Genomic DNA, 17,722 nt, shown 5'->3' with positions numbered 1-17,722 from the left:
GGTCAGTGTCCGTAAAGCTAGCTCGGATCTTTCTCAGTGGGAGTCATCCCTACCGGGCTTGTCGAACGGACAACTCGTTATTACCTCGGTCGAGGTAACTGATGTTGTCCCGCTGTTCGAAGAATATCCATATAGCGATCAGCAAATTCTCAAAGCTCAATTCAAATACGAAACAACGAATCCCTTTGATGAGTCTGTGAAGAGGGAATACTCCGGAGAACTTTCCTATCGAAGTGGATCCGACATCATACTAGTGAGTACAGAGTCGGATACGCCATCCAGTGGAGAGATCATACAAAAACTGGGGAAAATTCTACCTGAAAATGTCGACATCTACCCCGGTCTGTTTCCCACTAGACAAGCTATCTGGAATTTCATAAAAGAAGCTGATGAGGTGTTGGAAGTCGAGGTTCTGTATAACGGAGAGATACGTTCGCATAGCGAGATTGACGATCTTAATCTCGCAGACATAGCGGGTGAATATATTGTAGAGAGAGCAGACATCGTATTTGAAAGAAATAAACAGAATATATTGGTTACATACGCCGATGACTCCCTTAACATACAGAACCAGGGAGAAAAAGGTGAAATCAATGATGATACAGAATTCATCACCCAGATATTTGAAAGAGAGGTTATTAATAAATAATGGCACCTGTCGAATCGATCTCGATAAAGACACCAGCTATTACTGACGGTGGCTCCTGGGGAGAGGGCAATGATGGCTCTGGAAATGGTGGATTTGGAAACGGAATTAGTATTGGGATAGATCCCCTGATAGATGGAGAAGAAGACGAATCTGATGAAGACAGTTCTAACAGGGATTTAGTCCGTATATATTCTGAAGAGAGTGGACTGGTAGGCCGCGCAAAGATTACATTTGTCGTTCCAAATGCCTGTGGGGATTTACCAATCTATTTCGAATCGGAAGGACCTCTATATTCAGGTGTTAGGGGTACCAAACATTCAACATTTGACACTGGTTCAAGAGTACTAAATCTACGTACCAACGAAGCCCTCTCGGATGGTGGAATCTTAGAAATTAGGGCTAACACGGAATACCTACCAAGAGATCGGTATTTACTCACGATATCGGATGTTAGGGCACAGGAGGTGCTAGAAGAAGTGGAATTGGTCAAGAATGCCGCCGTAGAATGATATAGCAAACTCGATCAATTGATAAAGCCACATTAGCCCATCCAGTATCGGTCCCCCAATGAATGATAACACAGTAACTGTAGCTCCAATAACGGCGATTAGTTTTAATTTTGTACCGTTTTCCTCCTGCCAAGAGTTTACATGGAAAGACGCCTCCTTATAATCCTGCCCAATATTCCCTTCTGTATCTTGGTATGTGAAAGTAATCGGAATTGTATAATTTCCAGGTCTAGCATCGTTCTTTGTTTCTAGCCTAACTAACAGTGGTGGGTTATGCCCATGATTTTTTTCACCACCGATTCTCCCAAATTCTTCCGATGAATCAGACGACATATCATATTCGAAGAGAGAGTCACTCAGTCCAATGGAGTATCCAACATCTGACGAACTTTCACTATTCACGTTGAGATCTCCGTTATCTATCACCGTTTCAACAAATTCACTCCCTCCCTGTTTGAATACATCACCAAATGGGAACTGAATATGAAGTTTATTATGCTCTATTTCTCCATTTCCAGAGAAATATATACTAAGATACAAATCCTCTCCACGGTCCAAGTGGGGATCTTCTATAATGGGGGTGACACTGAATTGAGCTAAGTCTGTCATTGAAACATACAAACACAACCCAGTAAATTAATCTTAACTTCGTCTGCCGGGTTTATGATATTGTTCTAAAATATATCTCAGAATCCTGCCCACCAGTCCGGTCGCGTCGCATGCGGCGGTCGCGGGTTCGGCACGGGCACATCGAGACTCGGGTCGACATCTTCGCTCAAGAATAATTCTCCCCATGTTGTGATCGACCATTTGACCTCAAAGCGACCATCAACGATCTCGCGCTCGTATTGCTCCACGAGCTCGGCATCCGCCAGCACTTCGCACCGGTCACTCACGCGATTCTTACTGATCCGTCCACGAATATCGAACGCGATCTCCCACGCATCCGCATCGCCTCCATCAGCGAGCCGCTCTAGAATCCGCTCATCGAGACCGCCCATCCATGGGACAGAATCGCGCATTCAGGTCGTGCCTCCATTCGAGGCCTCGCCGTTCGTCGGGTCCTGCGCTTCAACGGTCTCGCTGTCGTCGTCGATGTAAGTCCAATTCTCGGTGTCGAGCCGACCGTCGAGGTACGCCTCACCGTCGTCAGTAATGATGTAGACACCGTTTCCTAAGTGTTTAACAAGGCCATTTTCAGTCAATTTCTTACACCGACGGTGGACCTGCTGGCGAGAATATCGAATTGGACCTTCCCGCTTCATTTTCGCAGGTGATCCGGATTCGTGTTCAGATAGATACTCTAGAATACGGTCATCAACCGCAGTCATCCAATTTCCCGCATATCTCATATGTCTCTTTCTTGTATCAAGGTCTATATTACGGTCGTATATCTCACCAAAGCACCACCGTTACTTTGAAGTTACAAGGGTGTTTCTGAGCAACCACGGAGCCCGAGTGACGAACCCTCGGCTAGTGAGAAATTGTAGGAATCCCGACCGCGGTGCTGGAACACCCGGCCGGGTCGGGTTCTGTGCTGAAACCACAGAACCATGCTGACGATGGCAACTGCGGGGCTTAAGCCCTGCGTGACGAGCGGAGAATCGAGCGAAACCGACGGCGGCTGCGCGTTCTGCCCAGCGCCGGCTGACGGCTTCGACGCCCAGCGCGGCGTCGCTGTCTGTCGCGACTGCGCGGAGGACGGCTCATGAGCGCGGAGTGCGCCACGGACCGCGGTGCGCTCGCGGACCTCACCGCGTTCCAACGCGACCTGCTCTGGGCGCTCTCCCACGACAACGCCAGGAAGGGGCTCGCGCTGAAGACTGATCTCGCCGACTACTACGGCGAAGAGATCAACCACAGCCGCCTCTACCAGAACCTCGATAAACTCGTTGAGTGCGACCTCGTCGCCAAGCAGGCGCGCGACAGGCGCACCAACGAGTACAGCCTGACCGAGGCGGCCCGCCGCGCGCTCGAAGCGCGCCGGGCGTGGGAGGCCGGAGGTGACGCCTGATGCCCGGGTTCGACGACAGGGTCACGAACCTGACTCTGGAGAGTTACCAGACTCGGGGGGAGGACTTCGAGAACGACATCGAGACGAACTGGAAAGTCGACGCTCCCGGGCTTGAACTCCCGTGTTCGGGTGAGACGCCCGCGGAGGCGCTCCGCGTACTCGCTGCCTCGCTGGAGGAAGATGATGGAGCCGCCGACATCGAGGAGCTGCTCGACGCCGAGTCCGAAGGCGAAGACGAGCCGTGGGGTGAACTGTGAGGTTCACGCGCATCGCGGACGGCGAGGCGACCGCCTACACGGTCGGCGTGGATCGCCTCGATCCCGAGGCGACGCCCGAACTGGAGCCGGCGGGCTACCGCTCGCCCCAGCTGCTCTACGCGGTCATGACGCCGGGCGCCGTCGTCGCCGACTACGACGTCCACCGCCTCGCGCGCTCGCTTCCCGGCGACGCCGACTGGGTCGTCGACGAGCTCAGTGCCCTCGACTACGAGGATCTCGCCGATCCCGACGCGCCAGAGGTCGACCAGTGACCCGCCGCGTCGAGGTCGAACTCCACGCGGAGACCCGCGTGGTCACCGAGGCGGTCGACATCGGCGTCACCGGCACCGACGAGGCCGCGGTCGACATGGCCCGCGACCAGGCCGGGATCCGACCGGAGTGCTTCCGCCGCGGCGAGGTGGTCTCGCCGTGACCGGGAAGCTGTGGACCTGCGAGCAGTGCGGCCGCGCGGTCAACCGGTTCGTCAACGGGGCGACGTGCCCGGACTGCGGGTGGTACTGCGGCCGGGCGTTCGTCAGCGTGACTCGGGGACCGTGAGCCGAGAGCGTCAGGAGCCGTCGGAGATGTTCATCCGGCGGGCCATCCAGCGGTATCTCCGCCGCCGCCGGTCGGACTCAACCGATTCGAGCGTCGAGGCGTGGAAGTACCGCCTCAAGCTGTTCCGCGAGTGGTGCTACGGGATCGACCTGAAGCGCGTCGGCGAGCTCCGTGGGCTCGACTTCGACGAGTACTACGAGATCCGCGCCGGCGAGGTCGCGCCGGTGACGCTGGAGGGCGAGATGTGGACGCTCCGGATGTTCGTGAAGTACTTAGAGCAGATCGACGCGGTCGAACGCGGGCTTCACGAGTCGGTGCGGATCCCGGAACTCGACCGCGACGAGCGCGCCAGCCAAGAGGCTCTCGATGCCGAGCCGGCGTTGGCGCTGATCGAGTACTTCCGCAACTCCGACCGGGACCGAGCGAAGCGGAACCACGCGTTCCTCGAGCTCGCGTGGTACACCGGCGCCCGGCAGTCCGGCCTCCGCTCGCTCGACCTCCGCGATGTCAACTACCGGCTCGACAGCGACGAGCAGAGCTGGATCGAGTTCCACAACCGCGAGTCGACCGGCCCGCGACTGAAGAACGGCGTCCGGGGAGAGCGCCCCGTCGGGATACCCGACGAGACGGCCCGCGTCATCAGCGAGTACGTCCGAGACTATCGGATGGACACGCACGACGACGAAGGCCGGCAGCCGCTGCTCTCGACGCGAGAAGGGCGGCCTGCGGAGGCGACGGTCCGGACGTGGAGCTACAACGCGACGCTGCCCTGTCTCCACGGGGCGTGTCCGCACGGTAAAGAGAAGGAGACCTGCGAGTGGACCGACTACCACAAGGCGAGCAAGTGCCCGTCGTCGCGGTCGCCGCATCCGATACGGACGGGGTCGATCACCTGGCAGTTGAACATCGGGATCCCGCCGGAGGTCGTCGCGGAGCGGGTGAACGCGACGGTCTCGACGATCGAGGATCACTACGACTGGGCATCGGACGAAGAGCGGTGGCAGCGCTACCGAGATCGGCTCGGGAAGCGCCGCGAGTACGTCGAGCGACTCGACTCAGACTGGAGTAATCATGATGACGACAAGTGAGACACAGACCGAAAGTACAGGCAGTGAGGGGGACGAAGGGCGCAGTATATCCAATCGCGCCCGGCCCGTACACTGAACCGCAGAGCGACAGCGATGCGGTGAGGGAACCGGACGGAAGCGATTTGAAGTAGAGAAGTCGCAGCGCGAGCGAAGCGAGCGATCGTTTTTTCGTAGTTCACGATCGCGCCCGGCCCGCTTCTTCGAAATGGTGAGCGACGCGACCCGTCGGGCGGACCGCGTCTCGCCTGCGCCGGACCGACCGCGGTCTGAACCGCACCGCCTGCGGCCGGTCACTCGTCGCCGCCGTCAGTCAGGATCTCCACGTCGGTGGCCTCTTCCGGTTCGGAGAGCGACGGGTGCTCGACGACCTCTTCGGACTCCGCTTCCTCGTCGTCTCCGGACCATTCGTCTGCGTGGTATCCGTGGCACATGGTACGACACAACATACGAATTCCGGACGATTAAACTCTCGGTCGCGCCCGGGACGCGGCGCTCGCGGTCGGGTTCTGGCGGTCGGCACCGGCGCCGACCCGGGCGTCCGGCTCAACGCTTTTGCCGGCGCGGCACCGACGATCCGATGTGAAACGAAACGTCGGCCGGATCGACGCGATGGCCCGGATCGGCGGCGGCGTCGCCGTCGCGCTTCTCGCCGTCCTCGTCGCGACGACGGACGTCAGCGTGCCCGTCGTCTCCGCCGTCGGGCTCGCCGTTGCCGGCGCCGTGCTCGTCGTTGAGGGCGCCACGCGGCGGTGCCTGCTGTACCGCGCCCTCGGCATCGACCGCTGTCCGATGGACTGAGACGGGGGACCAGAGCGTGGGGGGCACCTCGAACTCGTCAGGGAGCCCTCTGCGACGCGTCTTGGCCGGGCTCCGCCGCTGCCAGCGGGAGCCCGACGCCGAGCAGCTCGGCGCTCACCTCCCAGAGCCGGCGCACCGCGGTCTCGTCGCGGGCGGCTCGCGACGGCGTCGCCGGGCGCCGGTCGGCGAAGTACCGCCCCGAGACGTCCGCCGTCTCCGGCGACAGCGCCGGGAGGAGGAGCTCGGCGGCCCCCTCCGCGACGCTGGTCACGAACGGGAGCCGGTCGAGCGTGCCCAGGAGACGCGGTACCGGTCCCGGGAGGAACCGGCTGAACCCGCTGCCCGGGATCGCACCCGGATGGACGCTGTTGGAGGTGACGTCTCGGCCGGCCGCGGCGAGCCGGGCGGCGAGCTCCCTCGCGAACAGGACGTTCGCGAGCTTGGCGTGGCCGTACGCCCACGTGGCGGAGTAGCCATCGACCGCCCGGACCCGCGTGAGGTCCAGCACCGTCCCCCGGTGCGCGGCCGATGCCGTGGTGACGACCCGGGCATCGGGGCGCAGGTGGTCGAGAAGCTCGGCGGTCAACAGGTACGGCGCGAGGTGGTTCACGTGAAAGGTGTACTCGACGCCGAGCTCGGTCGTCCTCCCGTCGCGGAAGAACCCGCCGGCGTTGTTGATCAGGACGTCGAGACCGTCGGTCCCGTCGCGCACGGTCGCGGCCAGTTCGCGCACGGAACCGAGGTCGGCGAAGTCGGCCCGGACGAACCGCCCGTCAGCGCCCGCCGCGGCGAGCTCGTCAACGACCGCTCGCCCCGCCTCTCGGTCGCGGCCGTGGACGATCACGTCGGTGCCGAGCCGTCCCAAGGCGAGCGCCGCGGTACGACCGATCCCGCTCGTCGAGCCGGTCACGAATGCCTGCCGGCCCGTACAGTCAACATCTTCGACGCCCGCGATGCGCTCCGGGTCACCGGTCATGCGGTCATTTTGTTCCGGAAGCACTTGAGCGCGACCACGATCGATCGAGCGCGTCTCTCTCCTCGCCTCACTTCGCGAAGTAGCTGGTGAAGAGGCCTGAGGGGAAGGAGCTGATTGCCACCGGCAGCGGGAGCTCCGCCGTGCCCTCTCCCTCTGTCGGCGGCCGCGCACCGGTCGGCGGCGGCTCGTCGCCGACCGGGCGTCAGCCACGCGCATCGCCGGTGGAGCATTTACCTGTCGAGGATGTACGGTAACACATGGCGTCCATCGACGCGGACACGATGATGATCTGCGCCGGGGTGCTGCTCAGCGCCTTGGCGTTCGCGGAGGTCTACTCGACTTGGAAGAAGACCCGACGGACCGGGCCGCGGGAACGCGACTCCGACCCGGGGAGCGCGTCGGAAGGGCCGACTCAGGAGGGGTCGAGTCCGAACGGCTGAGCCGGTCCGGGGAAACCTCTTTACGGTTATAGAACCACCTGAATATATGGTTGATTCAGACGACGTTCCGACCGAGGTCGTAGACGATATCGACGCGAACGGACTGGGAACCGCCGTGATCGCGTCGATCGGCTCCGTCGCGCTCGCCCTGTACTTCTACTACGTCCGCGGAGACAAACAGCGCGGACAGTTCGTCGGGCTCTGGCCCACGACCATCCTCGCGGTCGCGTCGTACTTCAAGCTCGAAGAGATCCGCCAGAAGCTCGACGAGCTGGACGCGTAGGCCGACGCCGCGCGACCGCGTTCGAAACGTAGCGCGGACGACCGACGCATCCTGTGACGCGACCGATGTCGTCCCGTGAGACGGCGATCGATAAGGCCTCTGGGGCGCCGCCAGTCCGACCCGCCGGGGCGTCGCGCTGTCGGTCCGCTGACTCGCCGTCATGCCCGACGTGCTGGCAGCCGGGAGTTCGGGTCGACTCGACGCCGCCCCGGCGCAACGTCTAAAGACACCCTAGCCTACCGGTAAATATGGAGTTAGAGACCGCGGAGGCGGCGGACCCGGACGTACTCCGGGATCGACTCCCGCCGGCGCCGGGAGAGTGGACGCGCAGCGCCGACATGACGGGCACGGTCGAGTATCGGCTCCCGAGCGGTGAGAGCCCTTGTACCGCGGCGAAGCTGACCGTCCGCCCGGACGTGCTCGGTGACGGGACCGTCAGAGTGGACAAGACGGTCGGCTGTCGCGGCGTCGGGACGGACCGATACGACGACCTCGACGCGGTCGTCGCGGCCGCCGACTACGAACTCGCACACGTCTTCCGCGGCCTCGGCGCGGACCGGTCACGGGAACTGACCTCTCGGGGCGACGGCTAGCGTCGCGGTCGCGGTCGGCGGGATCCGAGGGCGCGGACCGCCCGCGACCCCCGAACACTTCTCCGCACAGCGCGTGGCGTCCCGTATGAACGCACGCGAGACCGTCCGCTCGTACTACGACGCGCTCCGTGCGGGCGACCCGCTTGCGCCGTACGTCGCCGACGAGCGCGACGGCGACGACCCGTACGTCAAGTTCGGCGTCTCGGAACGGCTCATCGGGAGCGACCGGATCCGCGAGGGACTCCGGACGCAGACCGAGACCACGACGGACTGGCGCGTGACCAGCCGCGACCTCCGCGTCACGGAGCGCGGCGACCACGCGTGGTTCAGCGACGCGGTCGCGATGGCGTGGACGGACGCGGAGACGGGGCGACGCCGCGAGTTCGACACTCGGTGGAGCGGGACGCTCGCCCGACGGGACGAGGGGTGGCGCTTCGTCGGCCTCCACGTGAGCACCGCCGACGAGTTCTAACTGCGGGACTGCGGACCGCTCTGTGCGGGAGCGCGCGACGGTGATATTTTATCACCCCCGCTGCCGATCGAGCGTCCATGACGGACCTCGACGAGGCGGCGGCGGTGATAACCGGAGCGAGCTCTGGAATCGGCGAAGCGACGGCGCACGCGCTCGCGGAGCGCGGGGCGAACCTCGTCCTCGTCGCGCGGCGGCGCGAGGCGCTGGAGTCGGTCGCGGAGGACGTGCGCTCGGAATACGGCGTCGAGGCGGTCGTCGCCGACGGCGACGTGCGCGAGACGGCCACCTCGGCGGCGGCGGTCGAGACCGCGGTCGAGTCGTTCGGCGGCCTCGATGTCGCCGTCGTCAACGCGGGGCTCGCCCGCGGGAGCGACGTGGCGTCGATGACCGACGAGGAGTACTTCGCGATGCAGGAGACGAACGTCGACGGGGCGTTCTTCCTCACGCGCGAGGCGCTCCCGCACCTCAAGGAGAGCGGGGGGACGCTCGTCGCGGTCGGCAGCTTCGCCGGGGAGTTCCCCCGACCGTTCAACCCGGTGTACGCCGCCACCAAGTGGTGGATCCGCGGATTCGCCCACAGCGTCGCGGCGCAGGCCGGCGACGACGGCGTGGCGGTCTCGGTCGTCAACCCCTCGGAGGTCCGGACCGAGTTCGGCAGCGAGGACGGCGAGGCGTTCGAGGAGCGGTTCGAGCCGGGCAGCGCCACCGAACCCGAGGAGGTCGCCGAGGCCATCGCCTTCGCCGCGTCGCGGCCCGGCTCGTCGGCACAGGAGATCGACCTCTACCGGCGGGACAAGTACGCCGACACGATGTGAGCGAGGCGGTGCGAGGGCACCGGGGTCGGTCGAGGCGTCGGTTCAGCGGTCGGTCGAGGCGTCGTGGCCGCCGATTCGCGCCCCGCACTCCGGACAGATATCGTCGGCACGGGAGTCGGCGAGGTCGCACTCGGGACAGCGATCGCAGGCTGATTCGCCCGCACGAGCGCGTCTCTCCGAGGCGATAATAAATGCGACGGCGGTTCCTCGGTCTCTCGACGCCCGAAGGGTTTCGAATCGTAACCCCTTTTGAGGCGGTGGGCGGCGATCCGGTGTGAGCAACGCGACCGACGGGGCGAGTCGCTCGCAGTTCTGGGCGCTCTATCTCACCCGATTCGCGGAGGGATTCGGGTTCATTACGCTCATCACCCTGTTGGGGACGTACATCAACACGCTCGACCCGCAGGCGACGACGGTGCTGGGCGTCACCGTCTCGGCCGGGTTCGTCATCGGGATGTACACCACGGGATTCACGCTCGCGCAGACGGTCGCGGTCGTTCCGCTGGCGTGGGCCGGCGACCGATACGACAAGCGCACCGTCCTCCTGGCCGTGCTGGCGGTCGGCGCCGGCGTGTACGCGCTGTTCCCGCTCGTCGACTCCTCCGGTTCGTTCATCCTCGTCCGCGCCCTTCAGGGGTTCGCGGTCACCGGCGCGGGGCTGATGACGCTGTCGCTGGTCGGACAGATCGCCGACGTGGGCTCCCGCGCCGAAAAGATCGGGAAGGCGAACGCCGCCTCCTTCGCGGCCTCCATCGTCGGCTCGCTGTCGGCCGGGGGGATCTACGACGCGGTCGGTTTCGGTCCGATTTTCACGATCATCACGGTGCTGATGGTCGCGGCGTGGAGTGTCACCTGGGCCGTCCTCGACGAGGATGACACGCGCATCGAGGGGTTCCCGTTCTCGGATCTCGCCGTCAGCCGCCGGATCCTCACGATGACGGGCTTCCGCGCCCAGTACGCCTTCGCCGTGACGATGGTTCGGACGTGGGTTCCGATCTACGTCAGCACGGAGATGGCCGCCGGCGGCCTCGGCGTCACCGGTATCGCCATCGGCGTCACCGTCACCGCCGAGAAGGCGACGAACATGGTCGGGCAGCTGTTCACCGGCCGGCTCTCGGACGCCTACGGGCGGTCGCTGTTCGTCTTCGCCGGCGGCGGCGCTTACGGGGCGATCGCGATGGGGATCCCGTTTTCGGCCGCCATCGGAACCGCGGTCGGCGCCGGCGTGACGCTCCCGATCCTCGGTGAGTTGCCGCCCGCGTACCTCCCGCTGGTCGCCTTCTCGGGGCTGCTCGGCGTCGCCGACTCCTTCCGCGAGCCGGCGAGCATGGCGCTGTTCGCGGACGAGGGGACCGACGACGGCAGCGTCGCATCCAGCTTCGGCATCCGCGAACTGGTGTGGCGCCCCGGATCCGTGGCCGGCCCCCTCATCGCCGGCTGGCTGATGGTCGAGGTGAGCATGGGCTCCGTCTTCTACGTCGGCGGCGCGTTCGCGATCACCGGCGTCCTCACGTTCCTCGCGATCCTCGCCAACGAACACGGGCGCGCTGCGCTGACGGCGTGGTAGGACGCCTCGCGACTCGACCAGAGCACCGCAACTGTTCACCTCCGACGAAGTGGAACGCCTCGATCGGAGGGTCGCGCGTCTCCTCGCCGTCGCCTTGACGGAGCGGTCCCGTTCGCTCGCCGGGGTGGCGATCCCGGTGCGCCCTCGCCCCCGCTTCAGGCCTCGTGCCCCTGCGCCGCGAGCGCGTCCTCCAGCGCGGCGAGGACGTACTCGACGTTCTTCGGCCGGGCGGAGTAGCCCATACAGCCGATCCGCCAGATGTCGCCCTCCAGGTCGCCGAGGCCCGAGGCGATCTCCAGGTCGTACTCGTCGAGGAGGCCGTCGATGACGGCCCCGTCGTCGACGCCGTCAGGTACCTGTACCGCGTTCAGGCTCGGGAGCCAGTACTCGTCGGGGGCGTTCATCTCGAGGCCCAGGTTCTGAAGACCAGCCTTCAGGTCACCGGCGACCGATCTGTGGCGGGCCCATCGCGACTCGATCCCCTCCTCGGCGACGAGGCGGAGCGCCTCGCGGAGCGCGTACACGTTCGTGATCGGCGCGGTGTGGTGGTACGAGCGGTCGTCGCCCCAGTACCCCTCGAGCAGCGAGAGGTCGAGGTACCACGACCGAGGGCGCTCCTCGCGGTCCAGCACCTTGTCCATCGCGCGGTCGTTGAGGGTGAGCGGGCTCGCGCCGGGCGGACACGAGAGGCACTTCTGCGGACCGGAGTAGGCCACGTCGACGTCCCACTCGTCGACGCGCATCTCGACGCCGCCGAGCGAGGTGACGCAGTCGGCTATCACGAACGCGTCGTGGTCGTGCGCGATGTCGGTCAGCTCGGGGACGTTCGGCTGGAGGACGCCCGTCGACGTCTCCGCGTGGACGAACCCGAACACGTCCGGCTGGTGCGCGTCGAACGCGCGCTCGACGTCGACGGGGTCGAGGGGGTCGCCCCACGGCGCCGACACCTCGACGACCTCGCCGCCCGCGCGCTCGGCCATCGACTTCATCCGCCCGCCGAAGTAGCCGTTCGTCGGGACGAGCATCGTGTCGCCCGGCTCGACCAGGTTGCCGATGGCGGCCTCCATCGACGCCGACCCGGTCCCCGAGACCGGGATCGTCCACCGGTTGTCCGTCCGGAAGGTGTACCGCAGCAGCTCCTGGACCTCGTCCATGATCTCGACGAACGAGGGGTCGAGGTGGCCGACCAGCGGCGTGCTCATCGCCTTCAGGACGCGCGGGTGGACGTCGCTCGGACCGGGGCCCATCAGCGTGCGGTCCGGCGGCGTCAGCTCCCCGACCTCGGGCGCTCGCTCGTCGGCGTCGCGTTCGGTGCGGGCGTTCGACATACGTCGGATCGGGACGAGCGGCGTGAAAAGTCCGACGGAACCGGGGACGTTCGGCGCGAAACGGCCCCGCTCGTCGAGCGAGGCCCGTCGCGCGTCGGCAGGGAGCGCCGTCTGCGAGCCGGTTCCCCTCCGCGAATCCAGGGCACCTAAACCGCCGCGCCGCGTACCCGCTCGCATGTCCGACCCGGCGCGTGGATCGACCTCCGATCAGGACCTCCAAACGGTCCTCGATCGGATGGCAGACGGGTTTTTCGCCCTCGACTCGGGCTGGACGGTCACGTACGCGAACGAGGAAGGGCGTCGGATCCTCCGAGCCGCGATGAGCGACGACGCGGTCGGCCCGACGGGATCGGTCGAGGGGTGCCACCTCTGGGACTCGATCCCCGGATCCGCCGACACGGAGTTCCACGACGAGTACCACCGGGCCATGACGACCCAGGAGCCCGTCTCGTTCGACTCGTACTACGAGCCGTTAGACACCTGGTTCGAGGCGCGCGTCTTCCCGTCCGACAGCGGCCTCTCCGTCTATCTCCGCGACGTCACCGACCGCCGCGAGCTGGAGCAGCGGCAGGAGGAGAGTCTCCGCGCCATCCAACGGCTCTACGCGGTCTCGTCCGACCACGACCGCACGTTCGAGCAGAAGGTCGAGGCCATCCTGGCGCTCGGCTGCGAGTACCTCGACGTGCCGAACGGCTTTCTCACTCGGATCGAAGACGCGACGCAACACGTGGAGGTGTCGCACGCCGAACACCCCCTGTTACAGCCGGGCGAGACCTGCCCGCTCGACGAGGCGTACTGTAAGCGGACCATCGAGCGCGACACGCTGTTGACGGTGGTCAACGCGACCGAAGAGGGGTGGGCAGGGGACCCCGCTCACGAGAACTTCGGGCTCAAGACGTACATCGGCGGGAAGGTCGAGGTCGACGGCGATCGGTACGGGACGCTCTGTTTCGCCGCCACGACCCCGCGGGGCGAGCCGTTCACGGACACCCAGCGGACGTTCGTCGAGCTGCTGACGCGCTGGGTGAGCTACGAACTGGAGCGGCAGCGCGCGGCCGAGCGGCTCGAACGCGAGCGCGACCGGCTCGACGAGTTCGTGAGCGTCGTGAGCCACGACCTCCGGAACCCGATCACGGCCGCGAGGGGCCGGGTCGACCTCCTCGCGGAGGAGTCCGACAGCGAGCACGTCGAGCCGATCCGGCGGTCGCTCTCGCGGATGGAGACGCTCATCGAGGACCTGCTCGCGCTGGCGCGCGAGGGGAACGCCGTCGACGACCCGGAGCCGGTCGACCTCGTCGCCCTCGCGACCGCCGCCTGGGAGACGGCCGACAAGCGAGGCGGCACGCTCGGGGCGACCGTCGAGGAACTCGAGGTTCTGGCCGACGAGGCGCGGCTCCGACAGCTGTTGGAGAACCTGTTCCGAAACGCCGTCGAACACGGCGGCGACGACGTGACCGTCACCGTCGGGCCGCTCGCCGACGGCGACGGGTTCTACGTGAGTGACGACGGACCGGGAATCCCCGAAGACGACCGCGAGCGGGTGTTCGAGACCGGGTTCACGACGGCGACGGACGGAACGGGGTTCGGCCTGAACATCGTCGCGGAGATCGCCGAGGCGCACGGCTGGGACGTGCGCGCGGTCGAGTCGGAGGAGGGCGGCGCCCGGTTCGAGATCACCGGCGTCGAGTCGGCCTGACCCCGCCCCGCGTCACCAGCGACCCGGTCGCGACGCGGGAGTTCACTCGGCGTCGACGAAGTCCGGTTCCGTCCGCTTCTCGTCGCGTTCCTCGACGAGGTGGTCGACGAACTCGTCGAGGTCCACGTCGCCGCGCTGGTTCTCGAAGCGGTCGCGCACCGAGACCGTGCCCGCCTCCTGCTCGTCGTCCCCCACGATCACCATGTACGGGAGGCGGTCGTCGTGGCCCGCGCGGATCTTCCGGCCGACGGTCCAGTCGCGGTCCTCGACCTCGACGCGGAAGCCCGCGTCTTCGAGCTCGTTTTTCACGCGGTGGGCGTAGCCGAGCGTCTCGTCGGAGACGGGGAGGATCCGGACCTGCTCCGGCGCGAGCCACAGCGGGAAGTTGCCGTCGAAGTGCTCGATGAGGACCATGAAGAAGCGCTCGTAGCTGCCGTACAGCGCCCGGTGGATCATCACGGGCTGGTGGTCCTCGTTGTCCTCGCCCGTGTAGGTGAGGTCGAACCGGTCGGGCATGTTGAAGTCCAGTTGGACGGTGGGCCCGTCCCAGACGCGGCCCAGCGCGTCCTCGAAGCCGAAGTCGATCTTCGGGCCGTAGAAGGCGCCGTCGCCGGGCTCGACGTCGTAGTCGTAGCCGCCCGACTCGAGCACGTCGCGGAGCTGCTCCTCGGCGGACTCCCAGATCTCGTCGCCGCCGACGGACTTGTCGGGACGGGTCGCGAGGGCGACCTCGACCTCTAAGTCGAGCGTCTCGACGACCTCGAATATCATCTCGATCACCGACTCGATCTCTTGCCGGATCTGGTCGGGACGGACGAACAGGTGGCCGTCGTCGATGGTGAACGACCAGACGCGCGACAGGCCGGAGAGCTCGCCGCGCTGCTCTTTCCGGTACACCTTCCCGTTCTCGAAGTAGCGCTGCGGGAGGTCGCGGTACGACCACGACTGCTGGTCGAAGATCGTCGCGTGGCCCGGGCAGTTCATCGGCTTCAGCCCGTACTCCTCGTCGTTGACATCGAGGAGGAACATGTCGTCCTCGTAGTTCTCGTAGTGGCCCGACCGCTTCCACAGCTCCGTCCGGAACACGTGCGGGGTCTCGACCTCCTCGTAGCCGTTCTCGCGGTTGAGCTCGTTCGCGAACTCCGACAGCTCGCGCAGCACGGTCTTCCCCGGCGGGTGGTACAGCGGGAGGCCCGGCCCGGTCACGGTGGGGATCGAAAAGAGGTTCATCTCCTGGCCGATCTTTCGGTGGTCGCGCTCCTGGGCCTGCTCGCGCAGTTCGAGGTACTCCTCGAGGTCGGACTCGCTCGCGAAGGCGGTGCCGTACACCCGCGTCAGCGCCTCGTTCTCCTCGTCGCCGCGCCAGTAGGCGGCCGACACCTCCAGCAGGGTCGCGGCGCCGATCTCGCCGGTCGACTCGACGTGCGGGCCCTGACAGAGGTCCTCCCAGCCGTCTTGGACGTAGAAGGTGACCTCCTCGCCGTCGGCCTCCTCGTCGAGGATCTGGCGTTTGTACTCGTTGTCGGCGTAGATCTCTTTCGCCTCCTCGCGCGACCGGACCTCGCGCTCGATGTCGTAGTCGGCCGCGATGATCGCCGCCATCTCGTCCTCGATGGCGGCCAGGTCGTCCTCGTCGACGTCGACGTCCGTGACGTCGTAGTAGAAGCCGTCGTCGGTCGGCGGGCCGATCGTCAGCGTCGCCTCGGGGTGGAGCCGCTGGAGCGCCTGCGCGAACACGTGGGCCGCGGAGTGACGCAACACCGTGAGGTACTCGTCCGACTGGTCGGTGACGATCTCGATCCGGTCCCCGTCGCCGACCTCGGCGTGCTTCTCGACGAGTTCGCCGTCGATCTTCCCCGCGACGGTGTCGCGACCGAGCCCGGGGCCGATCTCGAAGGCGACGTCCTCGACTGTCGACCCCGCCGGAACGGTCAGCGCTGATCCGTCCGGCAGGACGACCGTCACCTCGGCCTCCGCATCGGTCTCGCTCATACAGTGTCGCAGCCGGACGACCGGCATAAGTGTGTTCGATCCGCGGCGCGGAGTCACACGGTCGGACAGTCGCGGCGGTTCGCGACGGTCGCGGCGGTCCGCCGCGATCGTCCGCGCGATCCCACTTCCCGGCAAGCCGCGCCGCCGCTTCGGATCCCCGGATCCGGACGGAGCGATGGCAACACACAAATCCGGCGGCAACGTTTGCCGGCCTATGACCGATCATCGGGAGCCCCTGTCGTCGGTGTCGGAGACGATCGGGGAGACGCCGCTCGTCGCCGTCCACGACGCGCCGGACGCGGTGCCGGTGTACGCCAAGCTGGAGTCGTTCAACCCCGGCGCGAGCATCAAAGACCGGATCGGGAAGTACATGCTCGAACGCATGCTGGAGCGCGGCGACGTCGGCGAGGGCGGCACCGTGGTCGAGCCGACCGCGGGCAACACCGGGATCGGGATCGCCGTCGCGGCCGAGCAGCTGGGGCTGAACGCGATCTTCGTCGTCCCCGAGCGCTTCTCGGTCGAGAAACAGCAGCTCATGCGCGCGCTCGGCGCGGAGGTCGTGAACACGCCGAGCGAGGACGGGATGGGGCTCGCGATCGACCGCGCGCACGGGATCGCCGAGGAGCTCGACGACGCGGTCGTCCCCCAGCAGTTCTCGAACCCGCTCAACGCCGAGGCGCACTACGAGACGACGGCGCCCGAGATCGACGAGGCGCTCGACGGCGAGGTGGGCGCGGTCGTCGCCGGCTGCGGCACCGCCGGGACGCTGATGGGGATGGCCCGCTACTTCCGCGAGCAGGACCCGGACACCCACGTCGTCGCGGTCGAGCCCGCCGGCTCGGCGTACCGCGAGTTCCTCGGCGAAGACGTCGAGCACGAGGCGTACAAGACCGAGGGGATCGGCACGCACGACGTCGAGCGGAACGAGCTGTTCGATCCCGACCTCGTCCACGAGATCGCGGCGATCGACGACCGCGACGTCCACGAGGAGATGGGGCGGCTCGCGGCCGAGGAGGGCCACCTCGTCGCCTCCTCGTCGGCCGCGAACGCCATCGCGGCGAAGCGGGTCGCCCGCGACGTGCGCGACGGCGAGATCGACGCTCCGCACGACGCCGTCGTCACCGTCTTCCCCGACTCCTCCGAGCGCTACCTCTCGAAGGGCGTCTACCGGAGCTTCGAGGAGTGGGAAGGGTAGGCGGCGCGCCGATCGCCCGCGGCGGCGCCGGCCTCAACCCGATCGGCGCTATCCGCGTAGCCGACCGTGTTCGACCTTGATACAGCGGTCCTGGACCACGTCGATCCCGTCGGCCTCGGCGGCCGCGGCCGCCTCGTCGTGGCTGATTCCCAGTTGGAGCCAGGCCGCACCAGCGTCGCCGCGCGCCGCGTGCCGCTCGCGGACGGCGTCGAGTATCTCCGGGACCTCGTCGCTCGGCCGGAACACGTCCACGAGGTCGATCGGGCCTTCGACGTCGCCGATCGCGTCGTACGCCGGTTCACCGAGGATCTCGTCGGCGAACGGGTTCACCGGAATCACCCGGTAACCCCGCTTCTGGAGGTAGGCCGGCACGTCGTGCGCGGCCTTTCCGGGGGTCGTCGAACAGCCGACGACCGCTATCGTCTCGGCGTCGAGCAGTCGGTCGAGCCCCGCGTCGTCGGTGATTGGCATGGTTCCCGCTTCGATCGCGAG

At 65.9% G+C, this 17,722-nt stretch carries 25 protein-coding genes; 17 read left to right on the top strand and 8 right to left on the bottom strand.

Features of this window, described 5'->3' with window-relative positions; genetic code table 11:
• Both EXE42_RS06150 and EXE42_RS06145 read left to right on the top strand, forming a co-directional pair.
• Positions 1-649 (top strand): hypothetical protein (locus tag EXE42_RS06150; RefSeq protein WP_206750715.1); only part of this gene is annotated, 649 nt, incomplete at its 5' end.
• Positions 649-1,158 (top strand): hypothetical protein, encoded by a 510-nt coding sequence (locus tag EXE42_RS06145; RefSeq protein WP_137706107.1) that lies wholly within the window; start codon positions 649-651, stop codon positions 1,156-1,158. The genes EXE42_RS06150 and EXE42_RS06145, both read left to right, overlap by 1 nt.
• Here the strand turns inward: EXE42_RS06145 and EXE42_RS06140 are convergent.
• The 3 genes from EXE42_RS06140 to EXE42_RS06130 all read right to left on the bottom strand — a co-directional run bounded on the left by EXE42_RS06140 (position 1,117) and on the right by EXE42_RS06130 (position 2,510).
• Positions 1,117-1,767 (bottom strand): hypothetical protein, encoded by a 651-nt coding sequence (locus EXE42_RS06140; RefSeq protein ID WP_137706106.1) that lies wholly within the window; start codon positions 1,765-1,767, stop codon positions 1,117-1,119. The genes EXE42_RS06145 and EXE42_RS06140 overlap by 42 nt on opposite strands.
• Positions 1,768-1,844: 77 nt before the next feature.
• Entirely contained in the window at positions 1,845-2,180 is a 336-nt protein-coding gene (locus tag EXE42_RS06135) for a repressor phrH2 (RefSeq protein WP_137706105.1), read from the bottom strand.
• Complete coding sequence (locus tag EXE42_RS06130; RefSeq protein ID WP_137694916.1) at positions 2,181-2,510, bottom strand: helix-turn-helix transcriptional regulator; 330 nt, start codon at positions 2,508-2,510, stop codon at positions 2,181-2,183.
• A 356-nt stretch (positions 2,511-2,866) separates the two neighbouring features.
• Here EXE42_RS06130 and EXE42_RS06125 point away from each other — a divergent pair, with 356 nt between their 5' ends.
• Genes EXE42_RS06125 through EXE42_RS06110 form a run of 6 tightly spaced genes read left to right on the top strand, consistent with a single transcriptional unit; the run spans position 2,867 to position 5,075 of the window.
• The gene (locus EXE42_RS06125; protein ID WP_137706104.1) at positions 2,867-3,172 is read left to right on the top strand and encodes a helix-turn-helix transcriptional regulator; all 306 of its coding nucleotides are present in this window, start codon (positions 2,867-2,869) and stop codon (positions 3,170-3,172) included.
• A complete protein-coding gene (locus tag EXE42_RS06120) occupies positions 3,172-3,429 on the top strand; it encodes a hypothetical protein (RefSeq protein ID WP_137706103.1) in 258 nt (85 codons plus the stop codon). The genes EXE42_RS06125 and EXE42_RS06120 overlap by 1 nt, the downstream gene beginning before the upstream one ends.
• Positions 3,426-3,701 (top strand): hypothetical protein, encoded by a 276-nt coding sequence (locus EXE42_RS06115; protein WP_137706102.1) that lies wholly within the window; start codon positions 3,426-3,428, stop codon positions 3,699-3,701. Before EXE42_RS06120 ends, EXE42_RS06115 begins: the two co-directional genes overlap by 4 nt.
• Positions 3,698-3,862, top strand: coding sequence for a hypothetical protein (locus EXE42_RS18515; protein ID WP_158293696.1), 165 nt, complete (start codon positions 3,698-3,700; stop codon positions 3,860-3,862). The genes EXE42_RS06115 and EXE42_RS18515 overlap by 4 nt, the downstream gene beginning before the upstream one ends.
• The gene (locus tag EXE42_RS20605; protein WP_255510179.1) at positions 3,859-3,987 is read left to right on the top strand and encodes a hypothetical protein; all 129 of its coding nucleotides are present in this window, start codon (positions 3,859-3,861) and stop codon (positions 3,985-3,987) included. Before EXE42_RS18515 ends, EXE42_RS20605 begins: the two co-directional genes overlap by 4 nt.
• 26 nt (positions 3,988-4,013) lie before the next feature.
• On the top strand, positions 4,014-5,075 hold the full coding sequence (locus EXE42_RS06110; RefSeq protein ID WP_137706112.1) for a site-specific integrase: 1,062 nt from the start codon (positions 4,014-4,016) through the stop codon (positions 5,073-5,075).
• Between the two features lie 290 nt (positions 5,076-5,365).
• Here the strand turns inward: EXE42_RS06110 and EXE42_RS18510 are convergent, their stop codons facing one another.
• Positions 5,366-5,506, bottom strand: a complete 141-nt coding sequence (locus EXE42_RS18510; RefSeq protein ID WP_158293497.1) for a hypothetical protein — start codon at positions 5,504-5,506, stop codon at positions 5,366-5,368.
• A gap of 148 nt (positions 5,507-5,654) precedes the next feature.
• On the opposite strand from EXE42_RS18510, the gene EXE42_RS06105 reads away from it, so the two are divergent.
• The gene (locus EXE42_RS06105; protein ID WP_092922030.1) at positions 5,655-5,873 is read left to right on the top strand and encodes a DUF2892 domain-containing protein; all 219 of its coding nucleotides are present in this window, start codon (positions 5,655-5,657) and stop codon (positions 5,871-5,873) included.
• A 37-nt stretch (positions 5,874-5,910) separates the two neighbouring features.
• Here the strand turns inward: EXE42_RS06105 and EXE42_RS06100 are convergent, their stop codons facing one another.
• Positions 5,911-6,849: an SDR family NAD(P)-dependent oxidoreductase gene (locus EXE42_RS06100; protein ID WP_137706101.1), complete on the bottom strand. Its 939-nt coding sequence runs from the start codon at positions 6,847-6,849 to the stop codon at positions 5,911-5,913.
• 257 nt (positions 6,850-7,106) lie between these two features.
• On the opposite strand from EXE42_RS06100, the gene EXE42_RS06095 reads away from it, so the two are divergent.
• The 6 genes from EXE42_RS06095 (at position 7,107) to EXE42_RS06065 (ending at position 11,019) form a co-directional block, all read left to right on the top strand.
• Positions 7,107-7,289 (top strand): hypothetical protein, encoded by a 183-nt coding sequence (locus EXE42_RS06095; RefSeq protein WP_092922033.1) that lies wholly within the window; start codon positions 7,107-7,109, stop codon positions 7,287-7,289.
• Between the two features lie 46 nt (positions 7,290-7,335).
• Positions 7,336-7,572: a hypothetical protein gene (locus EXE42_RS06090; protein WP_092922035.1), complete on the top strand. Its 237-nt coding sequence runs from the start codon at positions 7,336-7,338 to the stop codon at positions 7,570-7,572.
• A gap of 248 nt (positions 7,573-7,820) precedes the next feature.
• Positions 7,821-8,165, top strand: coding sequence for a hypothetical protein (locus tag EXE42_RS06085; RefSeq protein ID WP_137706100.1), 345 nt, complete (start codon positions 7,821-7,823; stop codon positions 8,163-8,165).
• 85 nt (positions 8,166-8,250) lie between these two features.
• A complete protein-coding gene (locus EXE42_RS06080) occupies positions 8,251-8,637 on the top strand; it encodes a nuclear transport factor 2 family protein (RefSeq protein ID WP_092922041.1) in 387 nt (128 codons plus the stop codon).
• 77 nt (positions 8,638-8,714) lie between these two features.
• Complete coding sequence (locus tag EXE42_RS06075; RefSeq protein ID WP_137706099.1) at positions 8,715-9,452, top strand: SDR family oxidoreductase; 738 nt, start codon at positions 8,715-8,717, stop codon at positions 9,450-9,452.
• A gap of 274 nt (positions 9,453-9,726) precedes the next feature.
• Positions 9,727-11,019, top strand: a complete 1,293-nt coding sequence (locus tag EXE42_RS06065; protein WP_092922047.1) for an MFS transporter — start codon at positions 9,727-9,729, stop codon at positions 11,017-11,019.
• Between the two features lie 155 nt (positions 11,020-11,174).
• Here the strand turns inward: EXE42_RS06065 and EXE42_RS06055 are convergent, their stop codons facing one another.
• Positions 11,175-12,347 carry an alanine--glyoxylate aminotransferase family protein gene (locus EXE42_RS06055; protein ID WP_092922050.1) on the bottom strand — a complete coding sequence of 391 codons (1,173 nt, stop codon included), beginning with the start codon at positions 12,345-12,347 and terminating at the stop codon, positions 11,175-11,177.
• Positions 12,348-12,522: 175 nt separating this feature from the next.
• Here EXE42_RS06055 and EXE42_RS06050 point away from each other — a divergent pair, with 175 nt between their 5' ends.
• The gene (locus tag EXE42_RS06050; protein WP_137706097.1) at positions 12,523-14,043 is read left to right on the top strand and encodes an ATP-binding protein; all 1,521 of its coding nucleotides are present in this window, start codon (positions 12,523-12,525) and stop codon (positions 14,041-14,043) included.
• 42 nt (positions 14,044-14,085) lie between these two features.
• Here EXE42_RS06050 and thrS read toward each other — a convergent pair whose 3' ends face one another.
• The gene (thrS, locus tag EXE42_RS06045; RefSeq protein ID WP_174549005.1) at positions 14,086-16,062 is read right to left on the bottom strand and encodes a threonine--tRNA ligase; all 1,977 of its coding nucleotides are present in this window, start codon (positions 16,060-16,062) and stop codon (positions 14,086-14,088) included.
• A 187-nt stretch (positions 16,063-16,249) separates the two neighbouring features.
• Between thrS and EXE42_RS06040 the strand changes: the two genes are divergently transcribed.
• Positions 16,250-17,230 carry a PLP-dependent cysteine synthase family protein gene (locus EXE42_RS06040; protein ID WP_092922059.1) on the top strand — a complete coding sequence of 327 codons (981 nt, stop codon included), beginning with the start codon at positions 16,250-16,252 and terminating at the stop codon, positions 17,228-17,230.
• A gap of 48 nt (positions 17,231-17,278) precedes the next feature.
• Here EXE42_RS06040 and EXE42_RS06035 read toward each other — a convergent pair whose 3' ends face one another.
• Positions 17,279-17,701: a CoA-binding protein gene (locus tag EXE42_RS06035; protein ID WP_092922062.1), complete on the bottom strand. Its 423-nt coding sequence runs from the start codon at positions 17,699-17,701 to the stop codon at positions 17,279-17,281.
• Positions 17,702-17,722 lie beyond the last annotated feature (21 nt).

This window comes from Halorubrum sp. SP3, from assembly GCF_005435195.1.
GTDB lineage: Archaea > Halobacteriota > Halobacteria > Halobacteriales > Haloferacaceae > Halorubrum > Halorubrum sodomense.
Note: the sequence above shows the minus strand (reverse complement) of the source record. Positions and strands in the feature narration are given on the sequence as shown.

Coding starts and splice junctions, on each gene's coding strand:
- EXE42_RS06130 (WP_137694916.1), bottom strand. CDS start 2,510: ATGAGATATGCGGGAAATTGGATGACTGCGGTTGATGACCGTATTCTA.
- EXE42_RS06050 (WP_137706097.1), top strand. CDS start 12,523: ATGTCCGACCCGGCGCGTGGATCGACCTCCGATCAGGACCTCCAAACG.
- EXE42_RS18510 (WP_158293497.1), bottom strand. CDS start 5,506: ATGTGCCACGGATACCACGCAGACGAATGGTCCGGAGACGACGAGGAA.
- EXE42_RS06125 (WP_137706104.1), top strand. CDS start 2,867: ATGAGCGCGGAGTGCGCCACGGACCGCGGTGCGCTCGCGGACCTCACC.
- EXE42_RS06110 (WP_137706112.1), top strand. CDS start 4,014: ATGTTCATCCGGCGGGCCATCCAGCGGTATCTCCGCCGCCGCCGGTCG.
- EXE42_RS06090 (WP_092922035.1), top strand. CDS start 7,336: ATGGTTGATTCAGACGACGTTCCGACCGAGGTCGTAGACGATATCGAC.
- EXE42_RS06145 (WP_137706107.1), top strand. CDS start 649: ATGGCACCTGTCGAATCGATCTCGATAAAGACACCAGCTATTACTGAC.
- EXE42_RS06085 (WP_137706100.1), top strand. CDS start 7,821: ATGGAGTTAGAGACCGCGGAGGCGGCGGACCCGGACGTACTCCGGGAT.
- EXE42_RS06035 (WP_092922062.1), bottom strand. CDS start 17,701: ATGCCAATCACCGACGACGCGGGGCTCGACCGACTGCTCGACGCCGAG.
- EXE42_RS06040 (WP_092922059.1), top strand. CDS start 16,250: ATGACCGATCATCGGGAGCCCCTGTCGTCGGTGTCGGAGACGATCGGG.
- EXE42_RS06120 (WP_137706103.1), top strand. CDS start 3,172: ATGCCCGGGTTCGACGACAGGGTCACGAACCTGACTCTGGAGAGTTAC.
- EXE42_RS06055 (WP_092922050.1), bottom strand. CDS start 12,347: ATGTCGAACGCCCGCACCGAACGCGACGCCGACGAGCGAGCGCCCGAG.
- EXE42_RS06075 (WP_137706099.1), top strand. CDS start 8,715: ATGACGGACCTCGACGAGGCGGCGGCGGTGATAACCGGAGCGAGCTCT.
- EXE42_RS06080 (WP_092922041.1), top strand. CDS start 8,251: ATGAACGCACGCGAGACCGTCCGCTCGTACTACGACGCGCTCCGTGCG.
- EXE42_RS06095 (WP_092922033.1), top strand. CDS start 7,107: ATGGCGTCCATCGACGCGGACACGATGATGATCTGCGCCGGGGTGCTG.
- thrS (WP_174549005.1), bottom strand. CDS start 16,062: ATGCCGGTCGTCCGGCTGCGACACTGTATGAGCGAGACCGATGCGGAG.
- EXE42_RS06140 (WP_137706106.1), bottom strand. CDS start 1,767: ATGACAGACTTAGCTCAATTCAGTGTCACCCCCATTATAGAAGATCCC.
- EXE42_RS06135 (WP_137706105.1), bottom strand. CDS start 2,180: ATGCGCGATTCTGTCCCATGGATGGGCGGTCTCGATGAGCGGATTCTA.
- EXE42_RS06100 (WP_137706101.1), bottom strand. CDS start 6,849: ATGACCGGTGACCCGGAGCGCATCGCGGGCGTCGAAGATGTTGACTGT.